This window comes from Desulfitobacterium metallireducens DSM 15288 (genome assembly GCF_000231405.2).
Lineage (GTDB): Bacteria > Bacillota > Desulfitobacteriia > Desulfitobacteriales > Desulfitobacteriaceae > Desulfitobacterium_A > Desulfitobacterium_A metallireducens.
Genome location: NZ_CP007032.1, coordinates 2,370,497 through 2,397,235 on the forward strand (window position 1 = coordinate 2,370,497; position 26,739 = coordinate 2,397,235).

Annotated in this window: 24 protein-coding genes; 1 reads left to right on the plus strand and 23 read right to left on the minus strand. The window is 44.4% G+C overall.

Features of this window, described 5'->3' with window-relative positions; genetic code table 11:
- Positions 1 to 57: 57 nt before the first annotated feature.
- Both DESME_RS11585 and pyrE read right to left on the minus strand, forming a co-directional pair.
- Positions 58 to 1,017 (minus strand): LCP family protein, encoded by a 960-nt coding sequence (locus tag DESME_RS11585; protein WP_156922772.1) that lies wholly within the window; start codon positions 1,015 to 1,017, stop codon positions 58 to 60.
- 264 nt (positions 1,018 to 1,281) lie between these two features.
- The gene (gene pyrE / locus DESME_RS11590; RefSeq protein WP_006716597.1) at positions 1,282 to 1,857 is read right to left on the minus strand and encodes an orotate phosphoribosyltransferase; all 576 of its coding nucleotides are present in this window, start codon (positions 1,855 to 1,857) and stop codon (positions 1,282 to 1,284) included.
- A 71-nt stretch (positions 1,858 to 1,928) separates the two neighbouring features.
- Between pyrE and DESME_RS16085 the strand changes: the two genes are divergently transcribed.
- Entirely contained in the window at positions 1,929 to 2,138 is a 210-nt protein-coding gene (locus DESME_RS16085) for a hypothetical protein (protein WP_167998839.1), read from the plus strand.
- A gap of 11 nt (positions 2,139 to 2,149) precedes the next feature.
- Here the strand turns inward: DESME_RS16085 and pyrF are convergent, their stop codons facing one another.
- The 21 genes from pyrF to gcvH all read right to left on the minus strand — a co-directional run bounded on the left by pyrF (position 2,150) and on the right by gcvH (position 26,697).
- On the minus strand, positions 2,150 to 2,854 hold the full coding sequence (pyrF, locus tag DESME_RS11595; RefSeq protein WP_006716598.1) for an orotidine-5'-phosphate decarboxylase: 705 nt from the start codon (positions 2,852 to 2,854) through the stop codon (positions 2,150 to 2,152).
- Between the two features lie 17 nt (positions 2,855 to 2,871).
- Positions 2,872 to 3,819 (minus strand): dihydroorotate dehydrogenase, encoded by a 948-nt coding sequence (locus tag DESME_RS11600; RefSeq protein ID WP_006716599.1) that lies wholly within the window; start codon positions 3,817 to 3,819, stop codon positions 2,872 to 2,874.
- Positions 3,806 to 4,570: a dihydroorotate dehydrogenase electron transfer subunit gene (locus DESME_RS11605; protein ID WP_051414030.1), complete on the minus strand. Its 765-nt coding sequence runs from the start codon at positions 4,568 to 4,570 to the stop codon at positions 3,806 to 3,808. The genes DESME_RS11600 and DESME_RS11605 overlap by 14 nt, the downstream gene beginning before the upstream one ends.
- A gap of 43 nt (positions 4,571 to 4,613) precedes the next feature.
- Complete coding sequence (gene carB, locus DESME_RS11610) at positions 4,614 to 7,805, minus strand: carbamoyl-phosphate synthase large subunit (protein ID WP_006716601.1); 3,192 nt, start codon at positions 7,803 to 7,805, stop codon at positions 4,614 to 4,616.
- 26 nt (positions 7,806 to 7,831) lie between these two features.
- The gene (gene carA, locus DESME_RS11615; RefSeq protein ID WP_006716602.1) at positions 7,832 to 8,923 is read right to left on the minus strand and encodes a glutamine-hydrolyzing carbamoyl-phosphate synthase small subunit; all 1,092 of its coding nucleotides are present in this window, start codon (positions 8,921 to 8,923) and stop codon (positions 7,832 to 7,834) included.
- Positions 8,924 to 8,981: 58 nt separating this feature from the next.
- Entirely contained in the window at positions 8,982 to 10,283 is a 1,302-nt protein-coding gene (locus DESME_RS11620) for a dihydroorotase (RefSeq protein ID WP_006716603.1), read from the minus strand.
- Positions 10,270 to 11,205: an aspartate carbamoyltransferase catalytic subunit gene (locus tag DESME_RS11625; RefSeq protein WP_006716604.1), complete on the minus strand. Its 936-nt coding sequence runs from the start codon at positions 11,203 to 11,205 to the stop codon at positions 10,270 to 10,272. The genes DESME_RS11620 and DESME_RS11625 overlap by 14 nt, the downstream gene beginning before the upstream one ends.
- Before the next feature lie 182 nt (positions 11,206 to 11,387).
- Positions 11,388 to 11,939, minus strand: a complete 552-nt coding sequence (pyrR, locus tag DESME_RS11630; protein WP_006716605.1) for a bifunctional pyr operon transcriptional regulator/uracil phosphoribosyltransferase PyrR — start codon at positions 11,937 to 11,939, stop codon at positions 11,388 to 11,390.
- A gap of 199 nt (positions 11,940 to 12,138) precedes the next feature.
- Positions 12,139 to 13,128 (minus strand): RluA family pseudouridine synthase, encoded by a 990-nt coding sequence (locus DESME_RS11635; RefSeq protein WP_006716606.1) that lies wholly within the window; start codon positions 13,126 to 13,128, stop codon positions 12,139 to 12,141.
- A complete protein-coding gene (gene lspA, locus DESME_RS11640) occupies positions 13,125 to 13,580 on the minus strand; it encodes a signal peptidase II (RefSeq protein WP_006716607.1) in 456 nt (151 codons plus the stop codon). Before lspA ends, DESME_RS11635 begins: the two co-directional genes overlap by 4 nt.
- A gap of 176 nt (positions 13,581 to 13,756) precedes the next feature.
- Positions 13,757 to 14,425, minus strand: coding sequence for a TraR/DksA C4-type zinc finger protein (locus tag DESME_RS11645; protein WP_006716608.1), 669 nt, complete (start codon positions 14,423 to 14,425; stop codon positions 13,757 to 13,759).
- A 16-nt stretch (positions 14,426 to 14,441) separates the two neighbouring features.
- Positions 14,442 to 14,771: a DUF5665 domain-containing protein gene (locus tag DESME_RS11650; protein ID WP_006716609.1), complete on the minus strand. Its 330-nt coding sequence runs from the start codon at positions 14,769 to 14,771 to the stop codon at positions 14,442 to 14,444.
- Between the two features lie 115 nt (positions 14,772 to 14,886).
- Positions 14,887 to 15,486, minus strand: coding sequence for a nitroreductase family protein (locus DESME_RS11655; protein WP_006716610.1), 600 nt, complete (start codon positions 15,484 to 15,486; stop codon positions 14,887 to 14,889).
- Between the two features lie 201 nt (positions 15,487 to 15,687).
- On the minus strand, positions 15,688 to 19,992 hold the full coding sequence (locus DESME_RS11660) for a 2-hydroxyacyl-CoA dehydratase (RefSeq protein ID WP_006716611.1): 4,305 nt from the start codon (positions 19,990 to 19,992) through the stop codon (positions 15,688 to 15,690).
- Complete coding sequence (locus DESME_RS11665) at positions 19,992 to 20,606, minus strand: TetR/AcrR family transcriptional regulator (RefSeq protein WP_006716612.1); 615 nt, start codon at positions 20,604 to 20,606, stop codon at positions 19,992 to 19,994. The genes DESME_RS11660 and DESME_RS11665 overlap by 1 nt, the downstream gene beginning before the upstream one ends.
- 272 nt (positions 20,607 to 20,878) lie before the next feature.
- The gene (gene pta, locus DESME_RS11670; protein ID WP_006716614.1) at positions 20,879 to 21,883 is read right to left on the minus strand and encodes a phosphate acetyltransferase; all 1,005 of its coding nucleotides are present in this window, start codon (positions 21,881 to 21,883) and stop codon (positions 20,879 to 20,881) included.
- Between the two features lie 103 nt (positions 21,884 to 21,986).
- A complete protein-coding gene (locus tag DESME_RS11675) occupies positions 21,987 to 22,535 on the minus strand; it encodes a pyruvate kinase alpha/beta domain-containing protein (protein WP_006716615.1) in 549 nt (182 codons plus the stop codon).
- Positions 22,536 to 22,543: 8 nt separating this feature from the next.
- Positions 22,544 to 23,275: a 2-phosphosulfolactate phosphatase gene (locus DESME_RS11680; protein ID WP_006716616.1), complete on the minus strand. Its 732-nt coding sequence runs from the start codon at positions 23,273 to 23,275 to the stop codon at positions 22,544 to 22,546.
- Between the two features lie 239 nt (positions 23,276 to 23,514).
- Positions 23,515 to 24,975, minus strand: a complete 1,461-nt coding sequence (gene gcvPB / locus DESME_RS11685; RefSeq protein ID WP_006716617.1) for an aminomethyl-transferring glycine dehydrogenase subunit GcvPB — start codon at positions 24,973 to 24,975, stop codon at positions 23,515 to 23,517.
- Positions 24,972 to 26,312: an aminomethyl-transferring glycine dehydrogenase subunit GcvPA gene (gcvPA, locus tag DESME_RS11690; protein WP_006716618.1), complete on the minus strand. Its 1,341-nt coding sequence runs from the start codon at positions 26,310 to 26,312 to the stop codon at positions 24,972 to 24,974. The genes gcvPB and gcvPA overlap by 4 nt, the downstream gene beginning before the upstream one ends.
- Before the next feature lies 1 nt (position 26,313).
- Positions 26,314 to 26,697, minus strand: a complete 384-nt coding sequence (gene gcvH / locus DESME_RS11695) for a glycine cleavage system protein GcvH (RefSeq protein ID WP_006716619.1) — start codon at positions 26,695 to 26,697, stop codon at positions 26,314 to 26,316.
- Positions 26,698 to 26,739 lie beyond the last annotated feature (42 nt).

Below are 26,739 nucleotides of genomic sequence, written 5' to 3' on the forward strand. Positions count from 1 at the left end.
ATTATTTAACAGGTTGAAAATATTACCATCTTATCCCAGATCCAATTATTTTTTAAATTACCTTTCAAACGCTTCTTGTATGACTTTCTTAACGCCGTCTTTATTCGGTTCATAATAATAAACCACTGCTCCTACTAACGGATCAAGAGCCGAAATTCCTTTTCCTGGTAACTGATAATATTTCATTGCTTCTTTATCTATCCCTTTGAATTCAACCCCCAGTGTTACCATCTCATAAATTGACATATTCGTATCGAGTAAATCCTGACGAATAGTGGTTATCAATTTGGGCAATTCAGGAATATTTGAAGGAGCAAGCATTTGATTTGCTAAAGACTGAACGACATAAAACTGATTCTGCTGGCGGCCAAAATCTCCGTCTGGTAAATCATAACGAGCCTGCACTAAGACAAGAGCCTCTTCCCCAGAAAGGTGATGTTCCCCCGCTGACAAATGAAGGTTTGACCTTCTGTCATTTACTGAACTGGGAAGACTCACGTCAATTCCCCCAATGGCATCGACTACTTTTTCAAAACCTTTGAAATTTATCTTTAAATAATAATTGATGTCGACTTCTAACAAATTACTAACCGCTTTTACTGTTTCCAGCGTTCCCTCGTCGATACCCCCTTTTAACTCACCAACGACATTAGCGTGAGTAATTTTGGTCAGCCCCACCTCAGGAAGACTAACTCGGGTATCCCGTGGAATGGAAATGGCCGAAATCTGATGCGTATCACTATTGGCTGAAACAAGAATTATCGAGTCTGCTCTTCCTGGTTCATCACCTTTGTTATCAATACCAAGGAGAAGAATATTTACCCTTCCTTTTTCCTTTGGCACCGGCGATTCAGATTTACCTTTTTCCTCTTCTTCATTTCCTAGAGCAACCTCTGAGGGCTGATAAACTACCATTGCCTGATCATGCGTTTGCCCTTTCCAGTAGAAAGCTCCGAGAGAAATTCCCAACATTCCAAAACTCAAAAGAATGCCTAGCCCCAATTTATTCAATTTCAATATATGTTCACCCCATCCAATATCAGAAGTCTTTAATTTTGCCAAGCATATACTGAAATTTATGTGATTATGTACCAAACAGAACCTCTCGTTATGGAGCTAATTTAACAAAAAAATAGTCAGCCAATTGATAAAATTTCAACTGGCTGACTATTTATTTAGTCTTTTTTAATTAGTCATTTAAGAAAGATACGATTTCTTCGAACGAGATATTGTTTCTACTCTTTTTCGGATTCTCCTATGTAGCCACTTTCGTTAAATTATTTATATTGCCCTACTTCCAGGCTTAATCGCAGGAATACCTTCTGCACAAAGAGGACAGTTTTCAGGTTCAAAGGTCTCAATCTGAATCTTTAGCAAGGAGACATGAGGAAGACCAAAATCTGCTTTTCCCCCACTGCGATCGACTATAACCCCAACACCAACTGGCTCAGCCCCAAGTTTGCGAACGACTTCTAAAACCTCTTTCACCGATCCACCCGTCGTAATAACGTCCTCTACAACTAAGACTTTTTGTCCAGGAGTAAGTTCAAAACCACGACGCAAGGTCATAACTCCATTTTCACGCTCTGTAAAAAGAACCTTAGTTCCTAACGCTCTTCCTACCTCATGTGCCACAAGAATTCCTCCCATGGCTGGCCCTATAACAACATCAATTCCTTGGTCTTTCCAAGCCTGAGCTAATTCTTCCCCTAAGCGAGCTGCATGATGAGGATACTGCAAAACCTTTGCACATTGCATGTATCGATTGCTATGTTTACCTGAGGTTAAGCGAAAATGGCCTTTGAGAAGTGCCCCGCTTTCCTCAAAAATATTTAAAACTTCTTCTGATGTAATCATACTTATTTGCCCCTTTCTAGCTATGTATCTTTTCTTAAATAATTCTTCGAAGCGAGTTACGATTACAGTAAGTGAGGACTCGACGCGAGCAGACACCAAGCTTAGGCATAACTGCTCCTACTTTAGTGGAACGAGTCACACGACGTGACTCGCCGACTGTGAGCCAAGGATGGCGAATTGGGAGGGAATTCCACTGCTTAAATCAAGCAGTTATTCCGGTAGCTTGGTCTGCGAGCGTACGTCAGAGTGTATGTAACGTAACTCTGCTTGCAAATTTCTAAGATAAAACTTCCTAATCCCAAAGATGCTCCAAAGCCTCTCTAGGATTTGCCGCGCGTGTAATCGGCCGTCCTACAACAATATAAGAACTGCCCGACTCAATCGCCTCTCGCGGAGTCATCGTCCGCGCTTGATCCTGAGTCTCGCTTCCTGCAGGCCGAATGCCTGGTGTAATGAGTAAGAAGTCAGGGCCACTCTGCGCTCGCAGATCCCGTGCTTCTTGCGGAGAAGCTACAACTCCTGCAAGGCCCGCTTTTTTTCCGAGTTCTGCAAGCATAAGGACTTGTTCCTTAAGATTCCGCTCCACCCCAAGTTCTTCATGGAGCCTTTTTTCATCTAAGCTCGTCAAGACCGTAATTCCAACGAGTTTAAGACCATTTTCAGAGGTTGAAGACGCTTTAGCTACTTCAACCGACTCAGCCATCATCTGAAAGCCACCGCTGCAATGAATCGTCAACAAATCCGCCCCACAGTTTGCTAATACTGCAACCGTCCGTTTGACAGTATTCGGAATATCATGAAGCTTCAGATCAAGGAATACCCTAAAGCCCATCGCTTTTAGTTCCCTAATAATTTCTGTCCCACAAATGCTATAAAGCTCTAACCCAACTTTAACCCAACATCCACTTCTTTGTAATTGCTGAGCAATCTCTAGGGCTTTAGCTCGATCTTCAACATCAAGTGCAACCATAACGCGCTCGTTTAATTCCGAACTCATATCTCACACACCTTTCTTTATATATTTCCCTTCCATGCTAATCCCGTGAGTTCGCTAACATTAGAAACCCCATGACGCTGGCAGTATTCTTCGATTCCCTCTAAAACGCTAAGCGGAGCCTGAGGATCCACAAAGTTCCCTGTTCCAATACTAACAGCACTTGCGCCAGCCAGGAGAAACTCCACCGCATCCTGCCAGGTGAGAATTCCACCCATCCCTATGATAGGTATTTCAACGGCCTGTGAAACTTCCCAAACCATCCGCACTGCGACAGGGCGCACGGCTGGACCTGAGAGGCCCCCCATAGTATTTGCTAATACAGGACGTTGTTTTTCGATATCAATACTCATGCCTAGAAGGGTGTTAATTAAGGATATGATGTCCGCCCCGCCTCGAGCTACTGCTTGGGCCATGGCGACAATACTGGTTACATTCGGTGAAAGTTTCGCGATCACGGGTAAATCCGTTTCTGCTTTAACCGCAGCAATCACTTGCTCCGCACTGGCTGGATCCGTGCCAAAATGCATGCCTCCATGTTTAACGTTCGGACAGGATATATTGACTTCAATGGCCGCTAATCCAGATTCCTTTTGTAAGGCCCGAGCCATGTGTGTATAATCTTCGACGGAAAAACCTGAGATATTAGCAATCGCTGCCGTCGGCAATTCTCGAACCTTAGGAAGATAAGAAGCGATAAATTCATCCAACCCGGGATTTTCTAGTCCTACAGAATTGAGAAGTCCTGCTGGCGTTTCTGCAAGTCTTGGAACAGGGTTCCCCATCCGAGGTTCAGGAGTAATTCCTTTGAGTGTTATCCCACCTAATCTTTCAACTGGGCAAAGCGGAGCATATTCTTCCCCAAAGCCATACGTTCCCGAAGCTGTAATAACTGGATTTCTCAAAGCAAGGGGACCTAACTTTACTTCGGTGTTGATCGTTTTCACGGATGCCTTAGACTGTTGCATTCCAAACGACCTCCTTTGCCTTGAAGACCGGTCCGTCTTTGCAGACTTTCCCGCGTCTAAGCTTTCCTTGTTCATCTTGTAGCGTGCAAACACAACCCAGGCAAGCCCCTACACCACAACCCATTCTCTCTTCGAGTGAAGCCTCTACTTCAAAATCCGTTTCTTTAAAAAACTCATTCACACTTGCCATCATCATCATCGGGCCACAAACTGCGACTTGACCGGATTCTGTCAATTCATGGTTACGAAGAAGGTCTAGAACGGTTCCTTGAATACCCATACTTCCATCCATAGTGCTAACTTCGATGGTTATACCCAAATCCTCCCAAAGATGCATGCCAGCGCTTTCCAGAAACCTTTGGTTTTCTCCGCCCCAGAATAAACAAACCTTTACTCCCTGCTCCAAGGCTTTTTGAGCCAGCGGAAGCAGCGGGAAGGCCCCAATTCCACCAGCTACCAGATATAAGGTTCCACTTTGAGGGATTGTAAAACCTTGCCCTAAAGGTCCGAGAAGATTGAGCTCGTCTCCGGGTTTCGCTTGGGCTAATACTTTTGTTCCTTTACCTTTCAGGCGATAAAGCAAGGTGATTTCATTTTTATCTGTATCGACTCCCGCAATACTGATCGGTCGTCTCAGCAGCGGATCTAATCCCGAAGAAACCTTGAGTTGAACAAACTGCCCAGGATGTGCTTCTTTGGCTATTTCTGTCTTGAAAACCAATCGCATCATCCCCAATTGAGGATCCCCCATTATTTCATGTTCCACAATTTTAGCATCTTCTAAACGCACCCTGCTATCTCCCCTCTTTACTGACTAAAGGCATAAGGCTGGGAGCAATCGTTTCCAGTACCTGCAACCATGCCGATGCTGTGTCTAGGCTGGTAAAGCAGGGAATTCCGTGTTCAACGGCTGACCGGCGAATAACGAAACCATCACTGGCCTGTCTTTTATTATGCGTTGTCGTATTGATTACCCCTTTAATCTGTCCGTCACGAATTCCATCCGTAATTTCCGTTGAACCTTGGTGAAGCTTAGAAACCCGCTCAACCTCAATTCCTGCTTCCTTCAGGACTTGAGTTGTTCCTTCTGTGGCCAAAATCCTAAATCCTAGATCCTGAAAGCGCTTAACAAGGGGTAGCCCTTCTGCTTTATCACGATCCGCTAAAGTGACCAACATGGTTCCATGAGCAGCCATACTCAGTCCGGAAGCCAGTAGCGCTTTATACAGTGCTTTCTCATAGGTCTTATCCGCTCCCATAACTTCACCCGTCGACTTCATCTCAGGTCCCAAGGAAGGCTCGACATTGTGTAGTTTGGAGAAAGAAAACACCGGTACCTTAACCGCAAAAAATTCGGGTTTCGGCCATAAGCCGGTCTGACTTCCCAGTTCACTTAACGTGGAACCGAGGATGATCTGTGTTGCCAAGTCCACGATGGGTACTCCGGTTACCTTACTCAAGAAGGGCACCGTCCGGCTGGAGCGTGGATTGACTTCAATCACATAAACTTCGTCCTGATAAATAACGTACTGAATATTGAGTAAGCCACGGATATTTAAAGCTCGAGCAATTCCAGTTGTTAATTTTGCGATCTGTTGCTGAGTTTCTGAAGTCAGCGTAAGAGGTGGACAAACGGCGATGGAATCACCGGAATGCACCCCAGCTCGCTCCAAATGTTCCATAATCCCAGGGATACTGACATTTTCGCCATCGGATACAGCATCCACTTCCAACTCTGTACCCACAAGATATTGATCCATCCAGATTTCCTGTCCAGGGAACTCCGCAAGTGCTCTTTGAATCACCTTTTCTAACTCAGAGGGAGAAAAAACAATCTCCATCGCACGTCCGCCCAAGACATAAGAAGGGCGAATCATGAGAGGTAAGCCAATATTATCCGCAACCTTGAGTGCCTCCTCAAGTGATGCCGCTTGTCCACCGCGAGGCCTTTTCGCTCCAATCTCTTGTAAGACCTCATCAAAAAGTCCACGTTCTTCAGCACGATCAATATCCTCGAGACTTGTACCGAGAATCTTGTAGCCCCGCTGAACCAGAGGTTTAGCTAAACCAATCGCTGTTTGCCCCCCGAATTGTACAACGACACCCTCAGGTTTTTCCCGTTCCAGGACGGCTGTCACATCTTCCAGCGTCAGCGGTTCAAAATAGAGCCGATCCGCAGTATCAAAATCGGTAGAGACCGTTTCTGGGTTATTGTTGATGATGATCGTCTCCACTCCTGCCTTGCGCAAGGCTAGAACCGAATGGACAGAGCAATAATCAAACTCAATCCCTTGTCCAATTCGAATGGGTCCTGAACCTAAAACAACCACTTTGCGGCGTGCTGTAGGCTCACCCTCTTGTTCTTGGTCATAACTAGAGTAGAAGTAAGGGGTTACTGCTTCAAATTCGCCAGCACAGGTATCGACCATTTTGAAAACGGGTTCGATGCCTTGCCTTAGCCGGAATTGATAAACTGCTTCTTCATCACTCTGCCAGCAGTCTGCGATAACCACATCGGAAATTCCTAACCGTTTAGCCTTAAGCAGCGTTGTTTTATCCCACGGAGCTTGACGAAGGGTCGCCGACATTTGGACGACATTTTCGAGAGCCCGTAAAAAGTAGGGATTCCACTGAGTGAGTTCTTGAAGTTTAGCTACCGTCCAGCCCCGTCTTAACCCTTCCGCCATGAAGAAAAGCAATTGATCATTCGGTTTTTGGCATCCGCTGATCAACTCTTCTTCAGTTAGTTTCTCGAATTCAGGTAAAAGCACCCCGAACGTTTTGATTTCCAAAGATCGAACAGCTTTCATCAGAGCCGTTTCTAAATTTCGGCCAAGGCCCATCACTTCACCGGTAGCTTTCATCTGGGTTCCCAAACTCCGATCAGCATCAGAGAATTTATCAAAAGGCCAACGTGGAATTTTCACAACCACATAATCAAGTGCTGGTTCAAAGCAGGCTGAGGTTTTACCCGTCACAGCATTCGGAATCTCAGGTAAAGTTTGTCCAAGGGCAATTTTAGCTGCAACCTTGGCAATCGGATAACCGGTTGCCTTTGAGGCCAATGCGCTCGAGCGGCTGAGTCGAGGGTTAACTTCGATAACCACATATTCTAAACGTTCAGGATGGAGAGCATATTGAACATTACATCCGCCTTCAATCCCCAAAGCATCGACGATCCGGCGAGCCGATGTTCTTAGCGTTTGGACTTCCCGATCCGTTAACGTTTGGCAAGGTGCAACTACAATACTATCACCTGTGTGCACTCCGACGGGATCCATATTTTCCATATTACAAACCGTGATACAGTTTCCCGCGCCATCTCGTAATACTTCGTATTCAATTTCTTTCCAACCGGCTACACTGCGTTCCACGAGGATCTGACCGATCATGCTTGCTTGAAGACCACCTTGAGCAATCTCCTCTAAAGATTCGCGATCTGTAGCGATTCCTCCTCCCGTTCCGCCTAACGTATAAGCGGGGCGTACGATCACAGGATAGCCGATTGAATCCGCAAATTCTAGGGCGGCTTGAACCTCCTCAACGATGACACTAGGCGGTACTGGCTCATCCAGTTCTTGCATCAGAGAGCGAAACCCATCCCGATCCTCCGCCCGCTCAATGCTTTGCAGGGAAGTTCCCATCAATTTAACCCCGCAACGTTCTAGGATCCCTTTTTGAGCCAGCTGAAACGCAAGATTTAAGCCGGTTTGACCTCCCATTGTAGCAAGAAGTCCATCTGGTCTTTCGCGTTCGATAATCCGCTCGACCACATCTACAGTTAACGGTTCAATATACACCTTGTCCGCAACTTCCGGGTCAGTCATAATCGTTGCAGGATTCGAGTTGACGAGAACCACTTCGACACCTTCTTCTTGCAACGCCCGGCAAGCCTGGGTTCCGGCATAGTCGAATTCTGCAGCTTGTCCGATCACAATGGGTCCTGAGCCCAGAACCAATACTTTCTTCCATATTTGTTTCTCCATGTCTTCCCCTGCTTTCCTCATTATACTTAACCGATTAAGCCTATCTTCAAAAAAAAGTCTTCAAATATCGTATGGTTTTCTTCTGGCCCCGGAGCACTTTCTGGATGATATTGAACGGAGAACACCGGATAAGAAGTATGTTCCATTCCTTCAACAGTCCCATCATGAACATTGCGCAAGAAAACCTCAAAACCGGATTGAGCAAGAGAATCTTCCCGAACCGCATATCCATGGTTTTGAGCCGTCATTGTTGCTTTCTTTGTTCGACTATCCTGAACAGGATGGTTTCCCCCTCTATGCCCAAAGGGGAGTTTATATGTTTCTCCACCTGCAGCTAACGCAAGAAGCTGATGTCCTAAACAAATCCCGAGAATCGATAGCTTCGGCAGTAGTTCTCGCACCGTTGCCACAACCTCTGGCAATTCGCTCGGATCTCCCGGTCCATTACTGATCACTAAAGCCTTGGGTCGTGAACGCAAAATTTCATCAGCCGACGTTGTCGCAGGAAAAACACGGATCCGGAACCCATATTCCTGTAAGGATCGCAGAATATTACGTTTTGCCCCGCAATCGAGAACCGCCACATAGGGACCTTTCCCCGGTATTTCATAACTTTCCGCTGTTGTAGTCTGGTAAACCCAATGCTTTTGAGGGTGCCAGTCAGCCTTTCCTTCTTCGACATTGTCCCAATATCGTAGTCCATCTTCTTCATTGACGACGAGAACACCCGGAATCGTCCCTTGTTGGCGAATATGCCGAGTTAAAGCTCTTGTATCGACTCCTTTAAGACCCCAAATCCCCTGTTCTTGACAGAATTCTTCTAGTGATACGTCAGCATGTAAACTTCCTTCGCCTGAGGAAAGTTCGCGAACAACCAAGCCCTTTAATAAGATTTTATCGGCTTCACTTTCCTCATCATGCCAACCGTAATTACCAATCTGAGGATGAGTTAAAACCAAAATCTGACCTGAATAGGACAAATCCGTAATAATCTCCTGATACCCACTCATTGAGGTGTTGAACACAACTTCACCCACTTGTTCCCCACGCTCTGCTGGCCAAGCCCCAAAAGCTTCTCCTTCATATACTGTTCTATCTTGTAATACCAAAAATGGCATCTTTCATTCCTCCTCGCTTTAGCCTTGATGATTTCATTATTCTCGCAAGATACAAAAGTTATTTACCCAAACGAAGCTGGCCGTTCACCCAAACCATGCATGCAAATCCTTGCAGCTCTTGTCCTAAAAACGGTGTATTTTGAGCTTTTGAAGTGAACCATTTGGATTCAATCTTTTCTTTTTGCTCAGGATCAAAAAGAACCAAATCAGCAATCTCCCCCGGCTGCACCTTACCCCCTAGCAGGTTAAAGCGTTGAGCAGGGTTAAGACTCCAGGCTCTAAGTAATACCTCTACCGGTAACTTTCCGGGTTTAACCAGATAAGTCCAAACCGCAGCCAGTGATGTTTCGAAGCCGGCAATCCCAAAAGGAGCCTCTGCGAAAGGTTTCATTTTTTCCTCCCACGTATGTGGAGCATGATCCGTTGCCAACATATCTAACGTTCCATCCAAGATTCCTTCAAGAAGAGCTTCCCTATCCTGAGCTGAACCGAGGGGCGGGTTAACTTTATAGGATGTATTATAATTCGATTCTGCAACTGCTTCATCCGTAAAGATAAGGTGGTGGGGATTAACCTCGGCTGTTACATCCACACCCCGTAGTTTAGCTGCCCGAATCAGTTCGACACTCTCTTTAGCTGAAATATGAGCGAGGTGAAGTTTGCTGCCTGTCTCTTCTGCTAAGAGAATATCCCGAGCAACCATCACCGACTCGGCACTTGAGGGAATTCCTCTGAGTCCCAGTCTGGCACTGACCTCTCCTTTATGCATCGACCCGCCCCGCGCTAAATTATCATCTTCGCAGTGACTGATTAAGGGAAGACCGGTTAACTTCACATATTCCATTGCTAAACGCAAGAGTTCCGCATTTTGAACTTCTCTGCCATCATCGGAAAACGCTTTAGCTCCACCTGCAGCTAAGTCTACCATTTCCGTGAGCTCTTTGCCCTCTTCTCCTTTGGTAATCGCACCGATCGGATACACTTTGGCTCCGGCGGCTCGTTCTCCTTGGTTACTAACGAATTCAACCAAAGCTCGCTGATCGAGAACTGGTTTAGTATTCGGCATCGCGAGGATCGTCGTAAATCCGCCTTTGAGCGCTGCACGAGCCCCAGTCGCAATTTCCTCTTTTTCTTCTTGTCCCGGTTCCCGTAAATGCGTATGCACATCGATAAGCCCTGGGAAGAGGTATTTTCCCGTACCGTCGATGACTTGAATCTCCGACTGTGACTTATTTTGAACCTCTTTCTCCGTCAAAGATTCTGTGATTTCAAGAATCCGTTCCCCTTCAATTAAAACATCCCGAACTTGAGTCGACCCGCTCTCAAGATCGACAATCTTAACGTTTTTAAGCCACCACATTGCTTGTCCCTCCCATCAACAAATACATTATAGCCATGCGGATTGCGACCCCATTTGTGACCTGTTCCTCGATGACCGCATTAGGGGAATTCGCAACTTCACTCGTGATCTCCACCCCGCGATTCATAGGACCAGGATGCATGACTAAAGTATCCTTACCCGTTTGCTCAATCCGTTCCCGATTTAAGCCGTAAAGCAAGCTGTATTCCCTCAGACTCGGTAATAGTCCTGCTTGTTGACGCTCAAGTTGTAAACGTAAGGCCATTACGACATCTGCTCCCGGTAATTCGGTATCCAGTTGATAGCTCATCTTGACACCTAATATTTTCATCTCCGGTGGAAGCAGTGTCGGTGGGCCAACAAGAACCACCTCAGCACCCATTTTCGTCAAAGAATAAACATTACTCCGTGCCACCCGGGAATGAAGCACATCGCCCACAATTAAGACTTTTTTTCCGCTCAGATCAGTGATATGTTCCCGCATTGTGAAAAGATCGAGTAGGGCTTGAGTCGGATGCTCATGCTGTCCATCTCCAGCATTGATGACTCCTGCCTTTAAAGTCTGGGATAAAAACTGGGCAGCTCCAGAGCTTGCATGACGAACGACCACGATATCTGGATTCATCGCTTGCAGGGTACGAGCCGTATCATATAACGTTTCCCCTTTATTGACACTGCTTTGCGCAACCGCCAAGCTAGTGGTATCCGCCCCTAATACTTTGGCTGCTGTTTCAAAGGAACTTTTCGTCCGGGTACTTGACTCATAAAAAAGATTGATCACCGATTTTCCACGAAACGTCGGAAGCTTTTTGATTGGACGAAATAGAATCTCTTTCATGGGTTTAGCCGTTTGTATGATCAACTCAATTTCGTCGCGTGTTAAACTTTCGATGTGCAAAAGATCTTTGCGATTCCACTTCATTAGATTTCCTCCTTTATTCTTACATCTTAATAGTGCAAAAAATCCTCCTACCCAATGGTAAGAGGATATAAGGATACACTCATCCTAATCTCTACCCTTGGGTAACTCACGGGAAAACCTCTTAAAGGGTTACGTTATGCTGCTTAAATAATTCTATTCAATAATTTCTATTCCAAAAAAGCTTATTCTTTTGGTCTTTCTTGAAGTAGAACCTGTTCTTCTTCATCAATTTCCTGTAAACAAACAGAGACGATTTCACGGCTAGATGTTGGCAGATTTTTACCAACATAGTCCGCGCGAATAGGTAGCTCACGGTGTCCGCGATCGACAAGAACAGCCAGTTGAATTTTCTCCGGGCGCCCCAAATCCATCGTTGCATCAAGTGCCGCCCGAGCCGTCCGCCCCGTATAAAGTACATCATCCACTAAAATAACCGTTTTTCCCTGAACACTAAACGGAACTTGTGATTCATGTACTACAGGCTGAACATCGATTGTCGTTAGGTCATCCCGATAAAGCGTAATGTCGAGAATTCCAAGCGGAACTTTGACGTCTTCAAATTCCTCAATGCGCTTTTGAATCCGTTCAGCCAGTGGTACACCTCTTCGGCGAATTCCAATCAAAACAACGTTTTCTGTTCCTTTGTTTTTCTCGACAATCTCATGGGCAATCCGCGTGATTGCGCGCCGAATCCCGTCAGCATCCATGATTTGACTTTTGGTGATACCCTCCATGCTGCTCCACTTCCTTTCCTCAGGCCGAAATCATCGAATGAGTTACTGGTAGTGCAAAAAAACTGCCTGCACTAGCAGACAGTTCACTCTCCAATGTCGTCTGCCTTTGCGTCTCTCAGGACACATTTTAAAGGCTTTGAATTTAATTAAGTCTAACTTAGAAAGAAGTAAAAGTCAATTAAATTTCTTCTATAATTCTTCATTCTTCTTTTCTAATCTGCTCTAAAATCGATATGAAAACTTCGGGTGGCTTTACCGTGAATTCTAACCATTCTCCGCTCCGAGGATGTACAAAACCGAGATGCTCCGCATGCAGCATTTGTCCTTCAAGTCCAAAGGGATTTCTCTTCGGACCATACAACGGATCTCCTAAAACGGGATGCTTTAGATAGGCCATATGGACCCGAATTTGGTGAGTCCTTCCCGTTTCCAACTTTGCTCGAAGATAAGTAAAATCGTGGAATCGCTCGAGAACGTGATAATTCGTCACGGCTTCCTTCGAATTATGGAAGGTAACAGCCATTTTCTTCCGATCTAACGTATCCCGACCAATCGGTGCGTCTACAGTTCCAGTCGATTCTAAAACTACACCATGGACAATCGCAATATACTTACGTGCCATGCTATGTTCTTTGACCTGCGCGGCCAAACCTTGATGAGCTTGATCATTCTTGGCAACGACCAAAAGTCCAGACGTATCCTTATCAATGCGATGAACAATCCCTGGACGCAGTACGCCATTAATACCCGAAAGATTGAGGCAATGATAAAGAAGTGCGTTGACTAAGGTCCCCGTCCAGGATCCTGGAGCAGGATGCACAACCATTCCTTGCGCTTTATTTACAACAAGAACGTCTTCATCTTCATAAACGATATCCAAGGGAATATTCTCAGCCTCAACGGAAAGTTCCTTAGGCGGGGGGATGACTACCTTCACCTTATCCCCCTGCCTAATCTTATAATTAGCCTTCTTAACTTCCCCGTTAACCTCCACCAATCCCTCACTTATTAGGGTTTGGACATAGGACCGGGTTTTACCAATGGCCTCAGTCGCCCCAACATCAAGCCGGACTCCTTCTGACAATTCAAACTCATGAATTTCTTGATTCACAGGATCACTAGAATAGGTCTCCTGAGACTCTAGCCCTTCTAGCTCTTCATCTTCTAGTTCAAAATGGTTTTCCGTCATTCCGTTCTCCTACTCTTACGATCCTTGAGATACATGATGAGCATCAACAGCCCAACTCCGATCACGATCATACTATCTGCAAAATTAAATACAAAAGGCCAGATCTGAAAGTCCAAATAATCCACAACTTTTCCAATAACGACCCGATCATAAAAATTACCTAAAGCGCCGCCACCAATCATCCCTAACGCAAACCGTAGAACTTTCTCCTCCCTGGGAATCTTAAATTGGGCATAAATTATGCCAACTACAACCAATAACGCGGTAATAATAAAAATCCAAGTCTGGCCTGCCATTAATCCAAATGCCGCTCCTGGATTTAAGACATAAGTTATATGAAAGAAATTAGGGATAACTGCTAACGTTTCATTAGGATGTAAATTCCCTTGAATAAAGATTTTCAACACCCGATCGATTATCCAAATTCCAATAATGGTAAGCCAAATGAGCAATCCTTTACCCTCCCCACAGTTCTTTGAATTCATCTTAACACAATGCAACCCTGCGGGGCAATCCTTAAGTAGGTTAGCAGCTTTCATATCGTAGCTTGCATTAAGCAGTTATGTCCTTAGCTTAGTCTGCGAGCGTTCGTCCGAGCGTCTGTAACGTAACTCTGCTAGCAAATCACTCACGTTCTGCCATGCTGTTTATCGTAGTACACCGTATTTCCAAACCCCGGCTCCACCTCAACTTCGAGGCTTTCGATATCATCTACTGCACCGATCACTTCATCAGCATCTTCATACATTTCATTAGGATCACTAATGTCTCGATTCGTGCCTAGATCCTGAGGAGAATCTGCTGTTCCATAACGAGCGACCGCTTGCCAAGAATCTTCGCTATCAAACTCGACGCGATCTGTTGCATCATTAAAGGTCCGCGAAAACGGACGATTGAGGATTTCATCTTCCACAGGTTCCCGATGCAGTGAGTGTTGTTCTTCTTTTTCTTCTAAACGACTGCAATCTTTACAAACTGTGGTATAGGGAAGAGCTTCAAGTCGCTCCAGCGGAATCGTTTTCCCACAGTGTTCACAGATTCCGTAGCTTCCCTCTTCCCACCGTTGCAAGGCTGAATCAATGGCATGAACTTGATGCATATAGCGATCATGAATGGCTACGTCCCGTGAACGTTCGTATACCTCTGTCGCAATATCTGCTGGATGATTATCGATTAAAGAAAGTTCTCCTATCGATTCGCGCATATCTCCAGTGATTAGTTCTGTTGCATTTTTAAGCGTTTCCTTTTTATCCTGTTTTAGTTGTTCAATCAGTTTCGCATATTTTTGATTTTCCATTTGCTCTTCACTCTCCCTAATATCCATTATGGGCATTCACGACTTTTACGAGTTCAGCGATGAACCCCCCAATCACAGGCAGATTTAAAAAGACGAGACGTCGCAAGACAATAAGGGCTATACCTGCGAGAATTGATGCCCCGATGGCTATTCCTAAGCCCCGCACTAAACCAGAAGCGAAGTTAATCAAGAGCATACGTCGAGGATTATTTAAGTAAGAAATGTATTCTGAGAGGTTCATTTTCTCGAGAACCTGGGCTAATTCAGTGACTTGATTTTTAAATAGCGGCCAATCTGCGGGTTTCGTGCTTTCTGTCTTTTTTTCTTGATCCTCAGAATTTGGCAAGCAGGATCACCTCTAATTTACACTTGACTCATTTGATATCATTGTTTCCAAACCGTTTCAAATTTACACCCATAAAAAAGAGTACCTCAACGCAAGTTGAGATACCCATTCAAATTTACTTAAATACTTTAATTCGTCCCTCTAAAGGTAAAGATTGTTTTTCTCCTGCCGGAGCAGTCGGTTTACCAAAAGGCATTTGTCCCAAAAGTTTCCAATCGTTTGGAATATCCCACGTCTTTTGAACTTCAGCATCAATCAGTGGATTATAATGTTGCAAAGAAGCACCCAAACCCTCTTCCTCTAAGGCTGTCCAAACAATATATTGAAGGAGTCCCGCAGATTCAAGAGACCAGATTGGGAAATTATCTGCATAAAGAGCGAACTTTTCTTGGAGTCCTTTAACAACACTTTGATCCTCAAAGAATAAAACAGTTCCATAGCCATCACGGAAGGACTTTATTTTATTTTCTGTGGATTCAAAATTTCCAACGGGAGCGATCTTTCTCAAGGTCTCCATCGTGATATCCCATAGTTTATCATGTTGCTCACCCAGTAATAACACCATTCGTCCACCTTGAGAATTAAAAGCTGTCGGTGCATATTCTGCAGCCTGCTCAATGATCTCTTGGATTCGAGCATCAGAAATAGGCGATTCTTTACTGAGTGCATAATACGTTCTTCTATCTTTCACAGCAGTCATAAATTCTTTAGACATTCTAAACTCCCCTTTTATTTTTATCGAACATAACTCTATATCTTTATTTAATTTAAAATTACCTTTAACTTATAATAATTCTTTTGGTATCATTTTGTCAAGTAGTTACTTAATGTAATCATAAATTTAAGAAAAGCCGCTCGAGAGCTATACAGCCCTAAAGCGGCTAAGCGAACTGATGAGCAACTATCTCCTCTGAATTTAACCTGATACACTCGCTGGATTAGCACCGTCAGCTAACGAAATTTCCTTTGTCTGGATTTCTCGCTTCTCCATTGTCTCTTTTCCCAAATTTTCTTGAGCAACAGACAGCATCAACTTAATCCGATTGAGCTGATTTACCTCGCTCGCTCCGGGATCATAGTCGATCGGAGCAATATTAGAAAGCGGGTAAGAACGCCTTAACTCGCGGATCATCCCTTTCCCCGTGATATGATTGGGCAGACAGGCAAAGGGTTGCAAGCAGACAATATTGTTTACTCCGCTTTGAATGAGTTCAACCATTTCCCCGGTTAGGAACCACCCCTCTCCTGTTTGATTAGCCAGTGAAAGATGCTTTTCCGCCCCATTTGCAATATGGCGAATCGATTGAGGAGCACTGAAGCGTTTACTCGCCTTCAAGGCTTTTTTCATATCCCGACGATAGTACTCTATTACTCCAATAGAGATATTTCCATTGATCATACTCTTAAAACTGCCAGAAAGAAGCTGATACTTTATTTGATTATCAAAGGCACTATAGAGTAAGAAATCCATAAGATCAGGCATAACCGCTTCTGCCCCTTCTGCCTCAAGAAGCTCGACAATATTGTTATTGGCCGTGGGGTGGAATTTAACCAAGATCTCGCCGACAATACCCACTTTCGGTTTGACGAGATATTCATCGATTGGCAAGTTGTCAAAGTCTTTAACTATCCCGTAAATATTTTCGCGGATCTCCTTGCGGTTCCCCTTACGAAGCGACTCTTGACATTTCTCTACCCAGTGTTCATATAAAGCATTCGCTGATCCTGCAACCTTTTCATAAGGTCGAATGCGATAAAGGACACGCATCAAGAGATCGCCATAAATTAATCCTTGCATGAGATCATTAAGCAGGGCTCCCGTAATTTGAAAACCCGGATTTTTCTCTAACCCGGAGGCACTAAGGGATAGCACAGGAATATGATCAAGTTTAGCGTCACGAAGGGCTTTGCGAATGAACGCAATATAATTGGTAGCCCGACAACCGCCACCGGTCTGGCTGATAATCACTGCAGTTCGATTCAAATCATACTTTCCAGAACGCAAGGCTTCCATAAGCTGTCCGACAACAATGATTGCTGGATAGCAGGCATCATTGTGAACCGTACGGAGACCCTCATCCACAGCCGATTTATCCACTGAGGGGAGAATTTCGATTGTATACCCCGCCTTTTCAAACCCTGTCTTTAGAAATTGGAAGTGGATCGGTGACATTTGCGGTGAAAGAATCGTATAATTCTTTTTCATCTCTTCCGTAAAGACAACTCTTTCTTGGAGATCATAAAGTTTCTTTGGAACAAAGTTACGTTTGTCACGCTCGTTAATAGCCGCTATCAAGGAACGAATCCGAATGCGAGCCGCTCCGAGGTTATTGATTTCATCAATTTTTAAAACGGTAGAGATTTTACCATAACGCTCGAGTATCTCTTTAACTTGGTCTGTGGTCACTGCATCAAGACCGCATCCAAACGAGTTTAACTGGACAAGCTCCAGATCCGCCTGCTGAGCGACATAGCTTGCGGCCGAATATAAACGAGAATGATACACCCACTGGTCAACAACACGAATGGGTCTTTCAACCGGCATTAAATGATGGATTGCATCCTCAGTAAGAATGGCAAATCCATAGGAACTCATCATTTCAGGAATTCCATGATTAATTTCCGGATCAATATGATAAGGCCGTCCTGCCAGAACAATCCCTTTGATCTGATGCTGGCGTATATACTCAATCGTTTTTTCGCCCTGTACTTGAACTTCTTTTTTATAAGCAGCCAACTCTTCATAGGCTTTGCGCATGGCCTCAACCAGTTCATGCTTCGGAATTCCCTCTGGAGCTAACTCTTTAATAAGCCGTTTAGCCATCCGCTTTGGCATATCTAAAGGCAAGAAGGGATGATAGAACGTGATATCATCATGACGGATAATATCCATGTTCGCCCAGATAGTTTCCGGATAAGAGGTTACCACGGGACAGTTATAGTGATTATTTGCACCCGAATCTTCCTCAATATTATAAGGAATACTGGGATAAAAGACTTTTTTAATTCCCTTGTTCACTAAATCAATAATATGACCATGTACTAGCTTGGCCGGATAACATGCGGATTCTGAAGGAATCGTATCCATACCTTGCTCATATATTTTTTTCGAGGAACGACCCGATAAAACAACCCGATATCCAAGTTCCGTAAAGAAAGTATACCAAAAGGGATAGTCCTCATACATATTAAGAACTCTCGGCAGGCCAATTTCACCCCGTTTGGCTTCGGTTACTTTTAACGGTTTATAGTTAAAGACCCGTTTATATTTATAGTCATAGAGGTTAGGAATATCGTTCTTACAAATCTCTTTACCTGCTCCTCGTTCACAACGGTTACCCGAGTAAAACTCGCTTCCATTGGAAAAATGCTTCACTGTGACCATACAGTTATTTCCGCAGAGTCCGCAACGCTTCAGGGTTGTCTCGGTTGAAAAACTATCCAGCTCCTCACCCTGAAGGAGGCTGGATTCATAGTCTTCCTCATAACGTTCGCGGGCCACTAAAGCCGACCCGAAAGCCCCCATAATTCCTGCAATATCCGGACGGACTACATCTCGACCCAGGATCTTTTCGATGGAGCGCAGAACAGCATCATTGTAGAAGGTCCCGCCTTGTACAACCACTTTTTCCCCTAACTCCTCAACGCTACGCAAACGAATGACTTTAAAAAGGGCATTTTTAATAACCGAAAGCGAAATCCCTGCGGAAATATCACTCACATCGGCGCCTTCTTTTTGAGCTTGTTTCACTTTAGAGTTCATGAAAACAGTGCAGCGCGTTCCCAAATCAACTGGTTTTTTCGACATTACACCAAGCTTCGCAAATTCCTTCACTTCAACATTTAAGCCATTGGCAAAAGTCTCAATAAACGAACCGCAACCCGATGAACAGGCTTCATTAAGGCTGATTGAATCAATGACCCCCTCTTTGATGACTAAGCTCTTCATATCTTGTCCACCAACATCGAGTACAAAATCCACACCAGGCAAGAAAAAGTCTGCCGCTTTAAAGTGAGCGACCGTCTCAATTTCCCCGATATCCACTTTCAAGGCCGCCTTAATCAGATGTTCCCCATATCCGGTTACAGCCGAATGAACAATCTCTGTCTGGGGATTCAGCTTACCCAAAAGTTCCTTAAGCGCTTTAATCGTTGACTCAAGAGGACTTCCCATGTTGCTTCCATAATACGAATAAAGGAGACTTCCATCCTCTCCAATTAAGGCAATTTTCGTAGTCGTTGACCCTGCATCAATTCCTAAATAAGCCTTTCCCGAGTAGCTTTCAAGGCTTTCACGTTTGACTTTATATTTTTCATGACGGGCCTTAAAGGCTTGATATTCGACTTCATTGGCAAAGAGGGGATCCATGGCGCCACTGTCGTCTTCTCTCATCTTATAAATGGCCGGCGTCCGCTCATATAAACATTCAAAAGAAATGGGTTGTTCGCCTCGAGAAGAGATTGCCGCCCCAATCGCGACAAAGAATTGGGAATCATCTGGGAAAACAACATCTTGATCCGTGAGCTTTAACGTCTCGATAAAACGTTCACGAAGCTCAGACATAAAGTGCAAAGGTCCCCCGAGAAAGGCCACGTTTCCTTGAATAGGCCGACCTTGGGCTAAGCCACTGATAGTTTGATTCACAACCGCTTGTAGTACAGAAGCCGCAATATCCTCTTTAGCTGCTCCCTCATTAAGAAGGGGCTGGATATCGGTTTTTGCAAACACACCGCAACGTGAAGCGATCGGATAGATATTTTGATAATTTTTAGCCAGTTCATTAAGCCCTGTTGCATCAGTTTGCAAAAGAGATGCCATCTGATCAATAAACGCGCCAGTACCTCCGGCACAAGTTCCATTCATCCGTTGCTCCATTGAGTCGCCCAAGAATGTAATCTTCGCATCTTCACCGCCAAGCTCAATCGCTGCATCAGTCCTTGGAATGATCGACTTAATCGCGTTCGTGCAGGCAATAACTTCTTGAATAAAGGGGACATCGAGTTTTTGGGAAATGTTGAATCCCCCTGACCCGGTGATCATCAAAGTCAACCCGTGTCCTTTTATGACATTTTTTGCATCTTCCAGCATACCAATAACCGTATTCTTGATATTCGAAAAGTGTCGGAGATATTTCTTATAAACAATCTGATTCTCATCATTGATTACAACCATTTTCACTGTTGTTGAGCCTACATCTAATCCTACATTTAATACGCTCATTAATTCTCCTCCATAGTAGTTCTCGAGCCACTCGCTATCGGACATTGGCTACGGACAGACAGTTGTTGGGCATAATCGGCAATATAATTGTCGATCTCTGTTCCAGACAGCAATTGCTTATTGACTAAACAGAGCATAAATAGACCAAAATTATAAGCGAGAATATTCACAGCCCATTTTTCCGCATCAGCTATAAAGTATCCTTTCTCCTTCATCTTGGACAAGTAGTCCAGTAACAGCCTTTTTAATTCACTAGGAAATCTTAATAATGGCGCATCAGATATGGACATAAAATCTTGATTGCGAAATTGCATCATGATAATTTTCTGGTTCTTCCATAGATTTTCCTGGTAACAATGACATATTTTAATTAAATCTCTTTCTAAGTTTTCCTCCATTTGTTGTTCAAAGAGGACTTTGAACTGCGGAGTGAAGATATAGGTTTCAAACATGCTTTCGAAAAGATTGCGTTTACAGGCAAAATGCCGAAAAAGCGTCATTTCACTAACCCCGGCTTGGTGGGCAATTTCCTTTGTCGCTACGGCATCATATCCTCTTTGTGAAAATAGGAGTAAAGCTGCTTCTAAAATTTTCTTTTCCGTTGTGGAGATCATCTATTGTAATTCCTCCTGTAAGCAACCTGTTAACGCAAAGATGTTAGCATCTACTAACATCTTTATTTTATCATTTCCTCCTAGGTCTGTAAACAACATCCACCTTAATACCATCATCACTTCGCTTTTCCTTGTTTGTTTTTCTTATTCTTATGCAATACACTCGTAATTTCTTACGAATATATATGTAGAAAGCTTAACTTTATAAAAATATTCAAAAACGCCGCTAACAATACTGTTAGCGGCGTTTTTGAATATTTATCAAAGAGGCTTTATTTTTTAAGCGTCTGCGCTTGCACAGCGGTTATGGCCACGACATTTACGATGTCTTCTGCGCTGCATCCTCTTGAAAGGTCATTGATCGGTTTGGCAAAGCCCTGGCAGATAGGTCCTATGGCCTCCGCTCCAGCCAACCGCTGTACGAGCTTATAGCCAATGTTTCCCGCTTGGAGGTCCGGGAATACGAGGACATTTGCCTCTCCAGCTACCTTCGAGTTTGGAGCCTTCAGCTTGCCTACTTTTTCAACAAGCGCTGCATCAGCCTGAAGTTCTCCATCAATCGCAAGATCTGGTCTAAGTTCGTTAGCCTTTTTAACAGCATTTTGAACTTTAGTCACGTTTTCATGTTTTGCACTGCCCATCGTAGAGAATGAGAGCATCGCTACCTTGGGATCCATCTTGCAGAGATTCTTTGCTGTCTCTGCCGTGGAAATGGCAATTGCCGCGAGTTCATCTTCATTGGGATTTGGGTTAACAGCGCAGTCAGCAAAAAGCATCGTGCCATCCTCGCCATATTCCTTGTTCTGAAGAAGCATGACGAAGAAAGAGGATACGACGCTGATGCCAGGTGCGGTTTTAATGATCTGAAGTCCCGGTTTAAGCAGATCTCCTGTCGTATGTATAGCTCCTGAAACCATGCCTTGAGCATCGTTCATCTTGACCATCAAAGTACCATAGTACAAGGGATCCTGTAAAGTTTTTGCCGCGCTCTCCTCGGTGACTCCCTTTGATTTTCTGAGCTCATAGAACTCTTTAGCGTAGACACTGGTCTTTTCAGATTTTGCGGGATCCTGAATTTCTATCCCTTCGATATTAATTCCAAGTTTTTTTGCATTTCCCTTGATAACTTCCTCGTTACCAACAAGAATCACTTCAGCAACTTTCTCAGCATGGATGGTTGCTGCTGCAGTAAGGTTTCTTTCTTCCTCACCTTCTGGTAAAACTATTCTTTGAATATCGCTTTTAGCGAGATTCTTCATTGTTGACAAAAAACCCATAAAATCGTCTCCCTTCGCTTATCCTTGATTTCTGCTTAACTATAGTCTGCAATACTTCAACATTATACTCCTTTTTTTGAGGAATAGGAGTTTTTTATAACTTTTAGAAAGGTTTACAAATGATTTCGTGGACCTTAGTTTTGAAAAAAGAATTTGAATGATTAGGGGTTAAAACGATAGCGCTGTCTGCGCCACGTCCTGTTCCTCCAATAGCAATTACTTTTTCACCAAATTCAATCAATCCTGCATCAAGTGCCATCACGGAGCACTCTATCCCGACTTTAACTCCTGGCCCAAAAAGTCTTAAGGTTTGTGCTACAATTTCTGCTGGATAAAGCCCTCCATTTTGAAGTCTTAACGCACGATCAATCCCCGCAAAAAGATGAGTCGTTGTCAGCACCTTTACTCCGCGTTCTTCCAAACTATTCCGGCGTTCTTTATCCATTTCATCTACACCTGGTCCGGCAAAACCAACATGATGTGTAACGCAAACAACCTGAACACCTTGATCCAAGAATAATTCAGCTGTAGCACCTGAATTTGACGCCACGACAAACGTCGAAATCTCTAACTCTCGTGCTCGCTTCAGAGTTAGACGTACCACCTCTGAACTATTCTCAGAACCTGGCTTTTCAAAATAATGGACTTCCATAGCTACGATTACCTCCCTTCCATTTGCCAAACCACTTCTCCATTGACAAGGGCAGGGACAATAGGAAGAATATTAGCCGTCGAACAATAGATAACATCCTTTTCAAACCCTAATTCAAGAAGACTGCGCCCATGATCCGATTGCTCAATGATCTCCAGCAGATTATGCTTTGAAAGCTGATAGAGCATCAGAGCCGCTTCTCCCAAATCATTTAATCGGGTATCGGAGCCTAACGCGTCAATAAGCATCCCTGCACAAAGGGTATCCGGTAAATCAAAGCGGTCTTCCGTTCCAGCGCAAAAAATCACTATACCCTCTAGTAACGTTTTTTGTTTCAGACGATAAATCGCTTCGACAATGCTTTCTAGATTTAGAAATGAAGCCATCCAGACAGCCTTAGCCTCAGCAGCCGCTCGGATCGCACGCGTTCCATTGGTTGTTGTCATGATCACTCGTTTTCCGCCCACCTTTTCTGGGGCATAATCAAAGGGCGAGTTACCCAGATCAAAACCCTCGATCCGCATAGCCCGACGTTCTCCACCCAAGAGTGCACCTGGAATTTCCATGCGTTTTTCCAGAGCGTCCTCCGGAGTCAAGACCGGGATGAGAGCTTGACAACCGTTAGCTAGAGCTGTAACCATGGTACTGGTGGCCCTCAAAACATCAATCACGATGACAAGTTTGTCTTCCAAATAAGGAAGGACAGGCGTTCCTGCACTCGGCAGTACTTCAACTCTCATATAGGGCACCTCTTTGGCTTATTATTCTTACATTATGCTCATGATATATCTAGCGTAACCTGTTTTCTAGCTTATTTCAACAAATTTTTCACAAAGCCTTCAATAATGACATCCTCACGGAATCAACAAGCTACGCTACCGGGTCTTTTTAGGTCTTTCAGAATTATCCCCTTTATCATGATGAGCGCACAAAAAAGAAGGGGCTTTTGCACTATTTGTACAAAAGCCCCTCAGTCTAATTACGCTTTACGCCAACGAAGATCAGGGTGTCGAGCTGCTGCGGTTTCATCCAAACGAGTGATCAGCGTATTATAAGGTGCATTCTTCACCCGCTCTGGATCCGTTTTAGCTTCTTCCGCGATTTGAATTAAAGACTGGGCGAATTTCTCCAAGGTTTCCATACTCTCAGTCTCCGTGGGTTCAATCATCATGGCTTCTTCTACAATAAGAGGGAAATAAATCGTCGGCGGGTGATATCCATAATCCAGCAACCGCTTGGCGATATCAAGGGTGTGAATACCATAGGATTTGAGGTGTTTCGGAGTGATGATAAATTCATGCATACATACCCTGTCATAAGCGACATAATAATGTTCCTTAAGGATGCTCATCAGAAAGTTAGCATTTAAGACTGCATTTTCAGAGGCTTCCTTTAATCCTTCTCCCCCTAGGGCTCGGATATAAGCATACGCTCTGACCAAAACACCAAAGTTAGCCTGGAAGGATCTTACTCTCCCGATGGATAGCGGGCGGTTATAATCAAGAGTGTAAGTCCCATCTTCTTTTTTGACAACGATAGGCTTCGGTAAAAAAGGCTTGAGGAATTCTTTAACCCCAACAGGTCCTGCTCCCGGTCCGCCTCCACCATGCGGCGTAGAAAAGGTTTTATGGAGATTAATGTGTACGACATCAAAGCCCATATCTCCAGGGCGTGCCAAACCCATAATCGCATTAGCATTCGCTCCATCATAGTAGAGCAACCCACCTACATCATGAATAATCTGAGCGATTTCTAGAATATTTTCATCAAAGAGTCCTAAAGTGTTCGGGTTCGTGAGCATTAACGCCGCGATTTCATCATTAGCTACAGCGCGCAAGGCTTCAATATCTACCCCACCCCGTTCATTGGAAGGAACCTGCACAATTTCAAACCCTGCCATTGCAGCCGTCGCAGGATTCGTCCCATGGGCAGAATCTGGGACGATTACTTTCGTCCGTTTCGCATCCTGACGATGGGCATGATAAGCCTTAACAATCAGAATCCCTGTCATTTCCCCGTGGGCACCGGCAGCGGGTTGCATTGTAAAAGCATCCATCCCCGTAATCTCACCCAAATCTTGCTGGAGCTCATACATCAGTTGTAAGGAGCCCTGGGTTAACTCTTCAGGCTGATAGGGATGAAGCATCGTAAAACCCGGTAAACGTGCCAGCATTTCATTGACCTTGGGATTATACTTCATCGTACAGGAACCCAAAGGATAGAAGCCGGTATCAACCCCATGATTAAAGGTCGATAAGCGGGTAAAATGGCGAACTACATCTACTTCTGAGACTTCAGGCAATTCAGGCTCTTGCACCCGTATAAAATCGGAAGGGAGAAGATTGTCGATAGCGACCTCCGGGACATCACATAGGGGCAAGCTGACTCCGGTCCGTCCTTCCCGACTTAGTTCAAAGATTAACGGTTCCAACTCTGTCATTTCACTTCCCCCAATCTGGCCACAAGTTGATCAATATCCGCTTTACTCTTCGTCTCTGTCACACAAATGAGAAGATGATGATCCAATTCTGGATAGAACCGAGAGAGATCCAGTCCGCCAATAATCTTTTCTTTAATCAATTCCTGATTAATTTTAGATGGGCTCACTTCTGTCTCGATTACAAACTCATTAAAGAAAGGTTGAGCATAAGCCAACCGCATTCCAGGGAGTTTAGCAATTTCCTGAGCTGCATAGTGCGCTTTTTGAAGATTTAAGTTAGCCATATCTTTAAGTCCTTTTTTGCCAAGACCTGTCAAATGAATTGTAAAAGCTAAGGCGCATAGAGCTTCATTGGAACAAATATTGGAGGTCGCTTTTTCCCGGCGAATATGCTGTTCGCGGGCTTGTAATGTAAGGACATATCCCTTTTTACCTTTTTTATCTGTGGTCGCCCCAACAATTCGTCCAGGCATCCGGCGAACATACTTATCTCGTGTTGCTAAGTAACCAAGATATGGCCCCCCATAATTAAGCGGATTACCAAAAGGTTGCCCTTCTCCAACAACGATATCAGCCCCTAGTTCCCCTGGCGATTTCAACAGTCCTAAGGAAACGGGATTGACGGACATTATAAATAAAGCGCCTTGGTCATGGGCCAGTTTACCGATCTGCTCGGCTTTCTCAATCGCGCCAAAGAAATTTGGGCTTTGGAGAAGAACACCTGCGACATCCTTTTCTAGATACCTTTCTAGAGCGTCCAGATCGACAACCCCATCTTTTGAGGGAACTTCAACCATTTCAACGCCCCGCGGAGGTAAGTAGGTTTGAAGCACTTCCCTATACTCTGGATGAATAGTTGCAGGAACTAGAACTTTCTTGCGGCGAGTCGCATCGCAGCTCATCAGTGATGCCTCAGCCAAAGCAGAAGCCCCATCATACATTGAGGCATTGGCCGCATCCATCCCTGTCAGCTCACAAACCAGGGTCTGATATTCATAAATCGCCATCAATGTTCCTTGGCTAATTTCCGGTTGGTAAGGTGTATATGCTGTATAAAATTCAGAGCGCATAAGAAGTTGATCAACATAGCTCGGGATATAGTGCTCATAAGCGCCGGCTCCCAAATAAGAAGTATACTCCTCTAAATTCCCATTGCGGTTAGCTATTCCCTTAACCAGTTTCACAAGATCTTGCTCAGCCATTCCTCCAAGAACGTTCAAATTCGTTTTCAGCCGAACAGTTCCCGGGATATCTTTAAATAGATCATCGATCGACTGTACTCCGATCCTAGATAAAAGCTGTTCCCGCTGGTCTGCCGTGTTCGGCACATAATTCATTTTAGTTGCCCTCCTCAAGTAAGGCTTCATATTCGGCTGCAGATAACAAGTCATCAAGAGCTTTGAGGTCGTCTACTTCAACTTTGATTAACCACCCTTCACCGTAGGGATCACTATTTAGTGTATCGGGAGCATCAAGAACAGTCTGGTTAAATTCAAGAACTTTTCCGGTCACTGCCGCAACGATATCGGAAACCGCTTTAACTGACTCAACAGTACCATAAGCCTCTCCTGCGCTTACCGTTACTCCTTCTTCAGGAAGCTCAACAAAAACAACATCCCCTAGACTTTCTTGAGCATGATCTGTAATTCCTAAGGTCACAATATTTCCGTCTACTTTCGCCCACTCGTGTGTTTTGCTGTACTTAAGATTTGTTGGATTCATGATAATTCCTCCCTAAATTTAATTTAATAATAATCCGGGTCG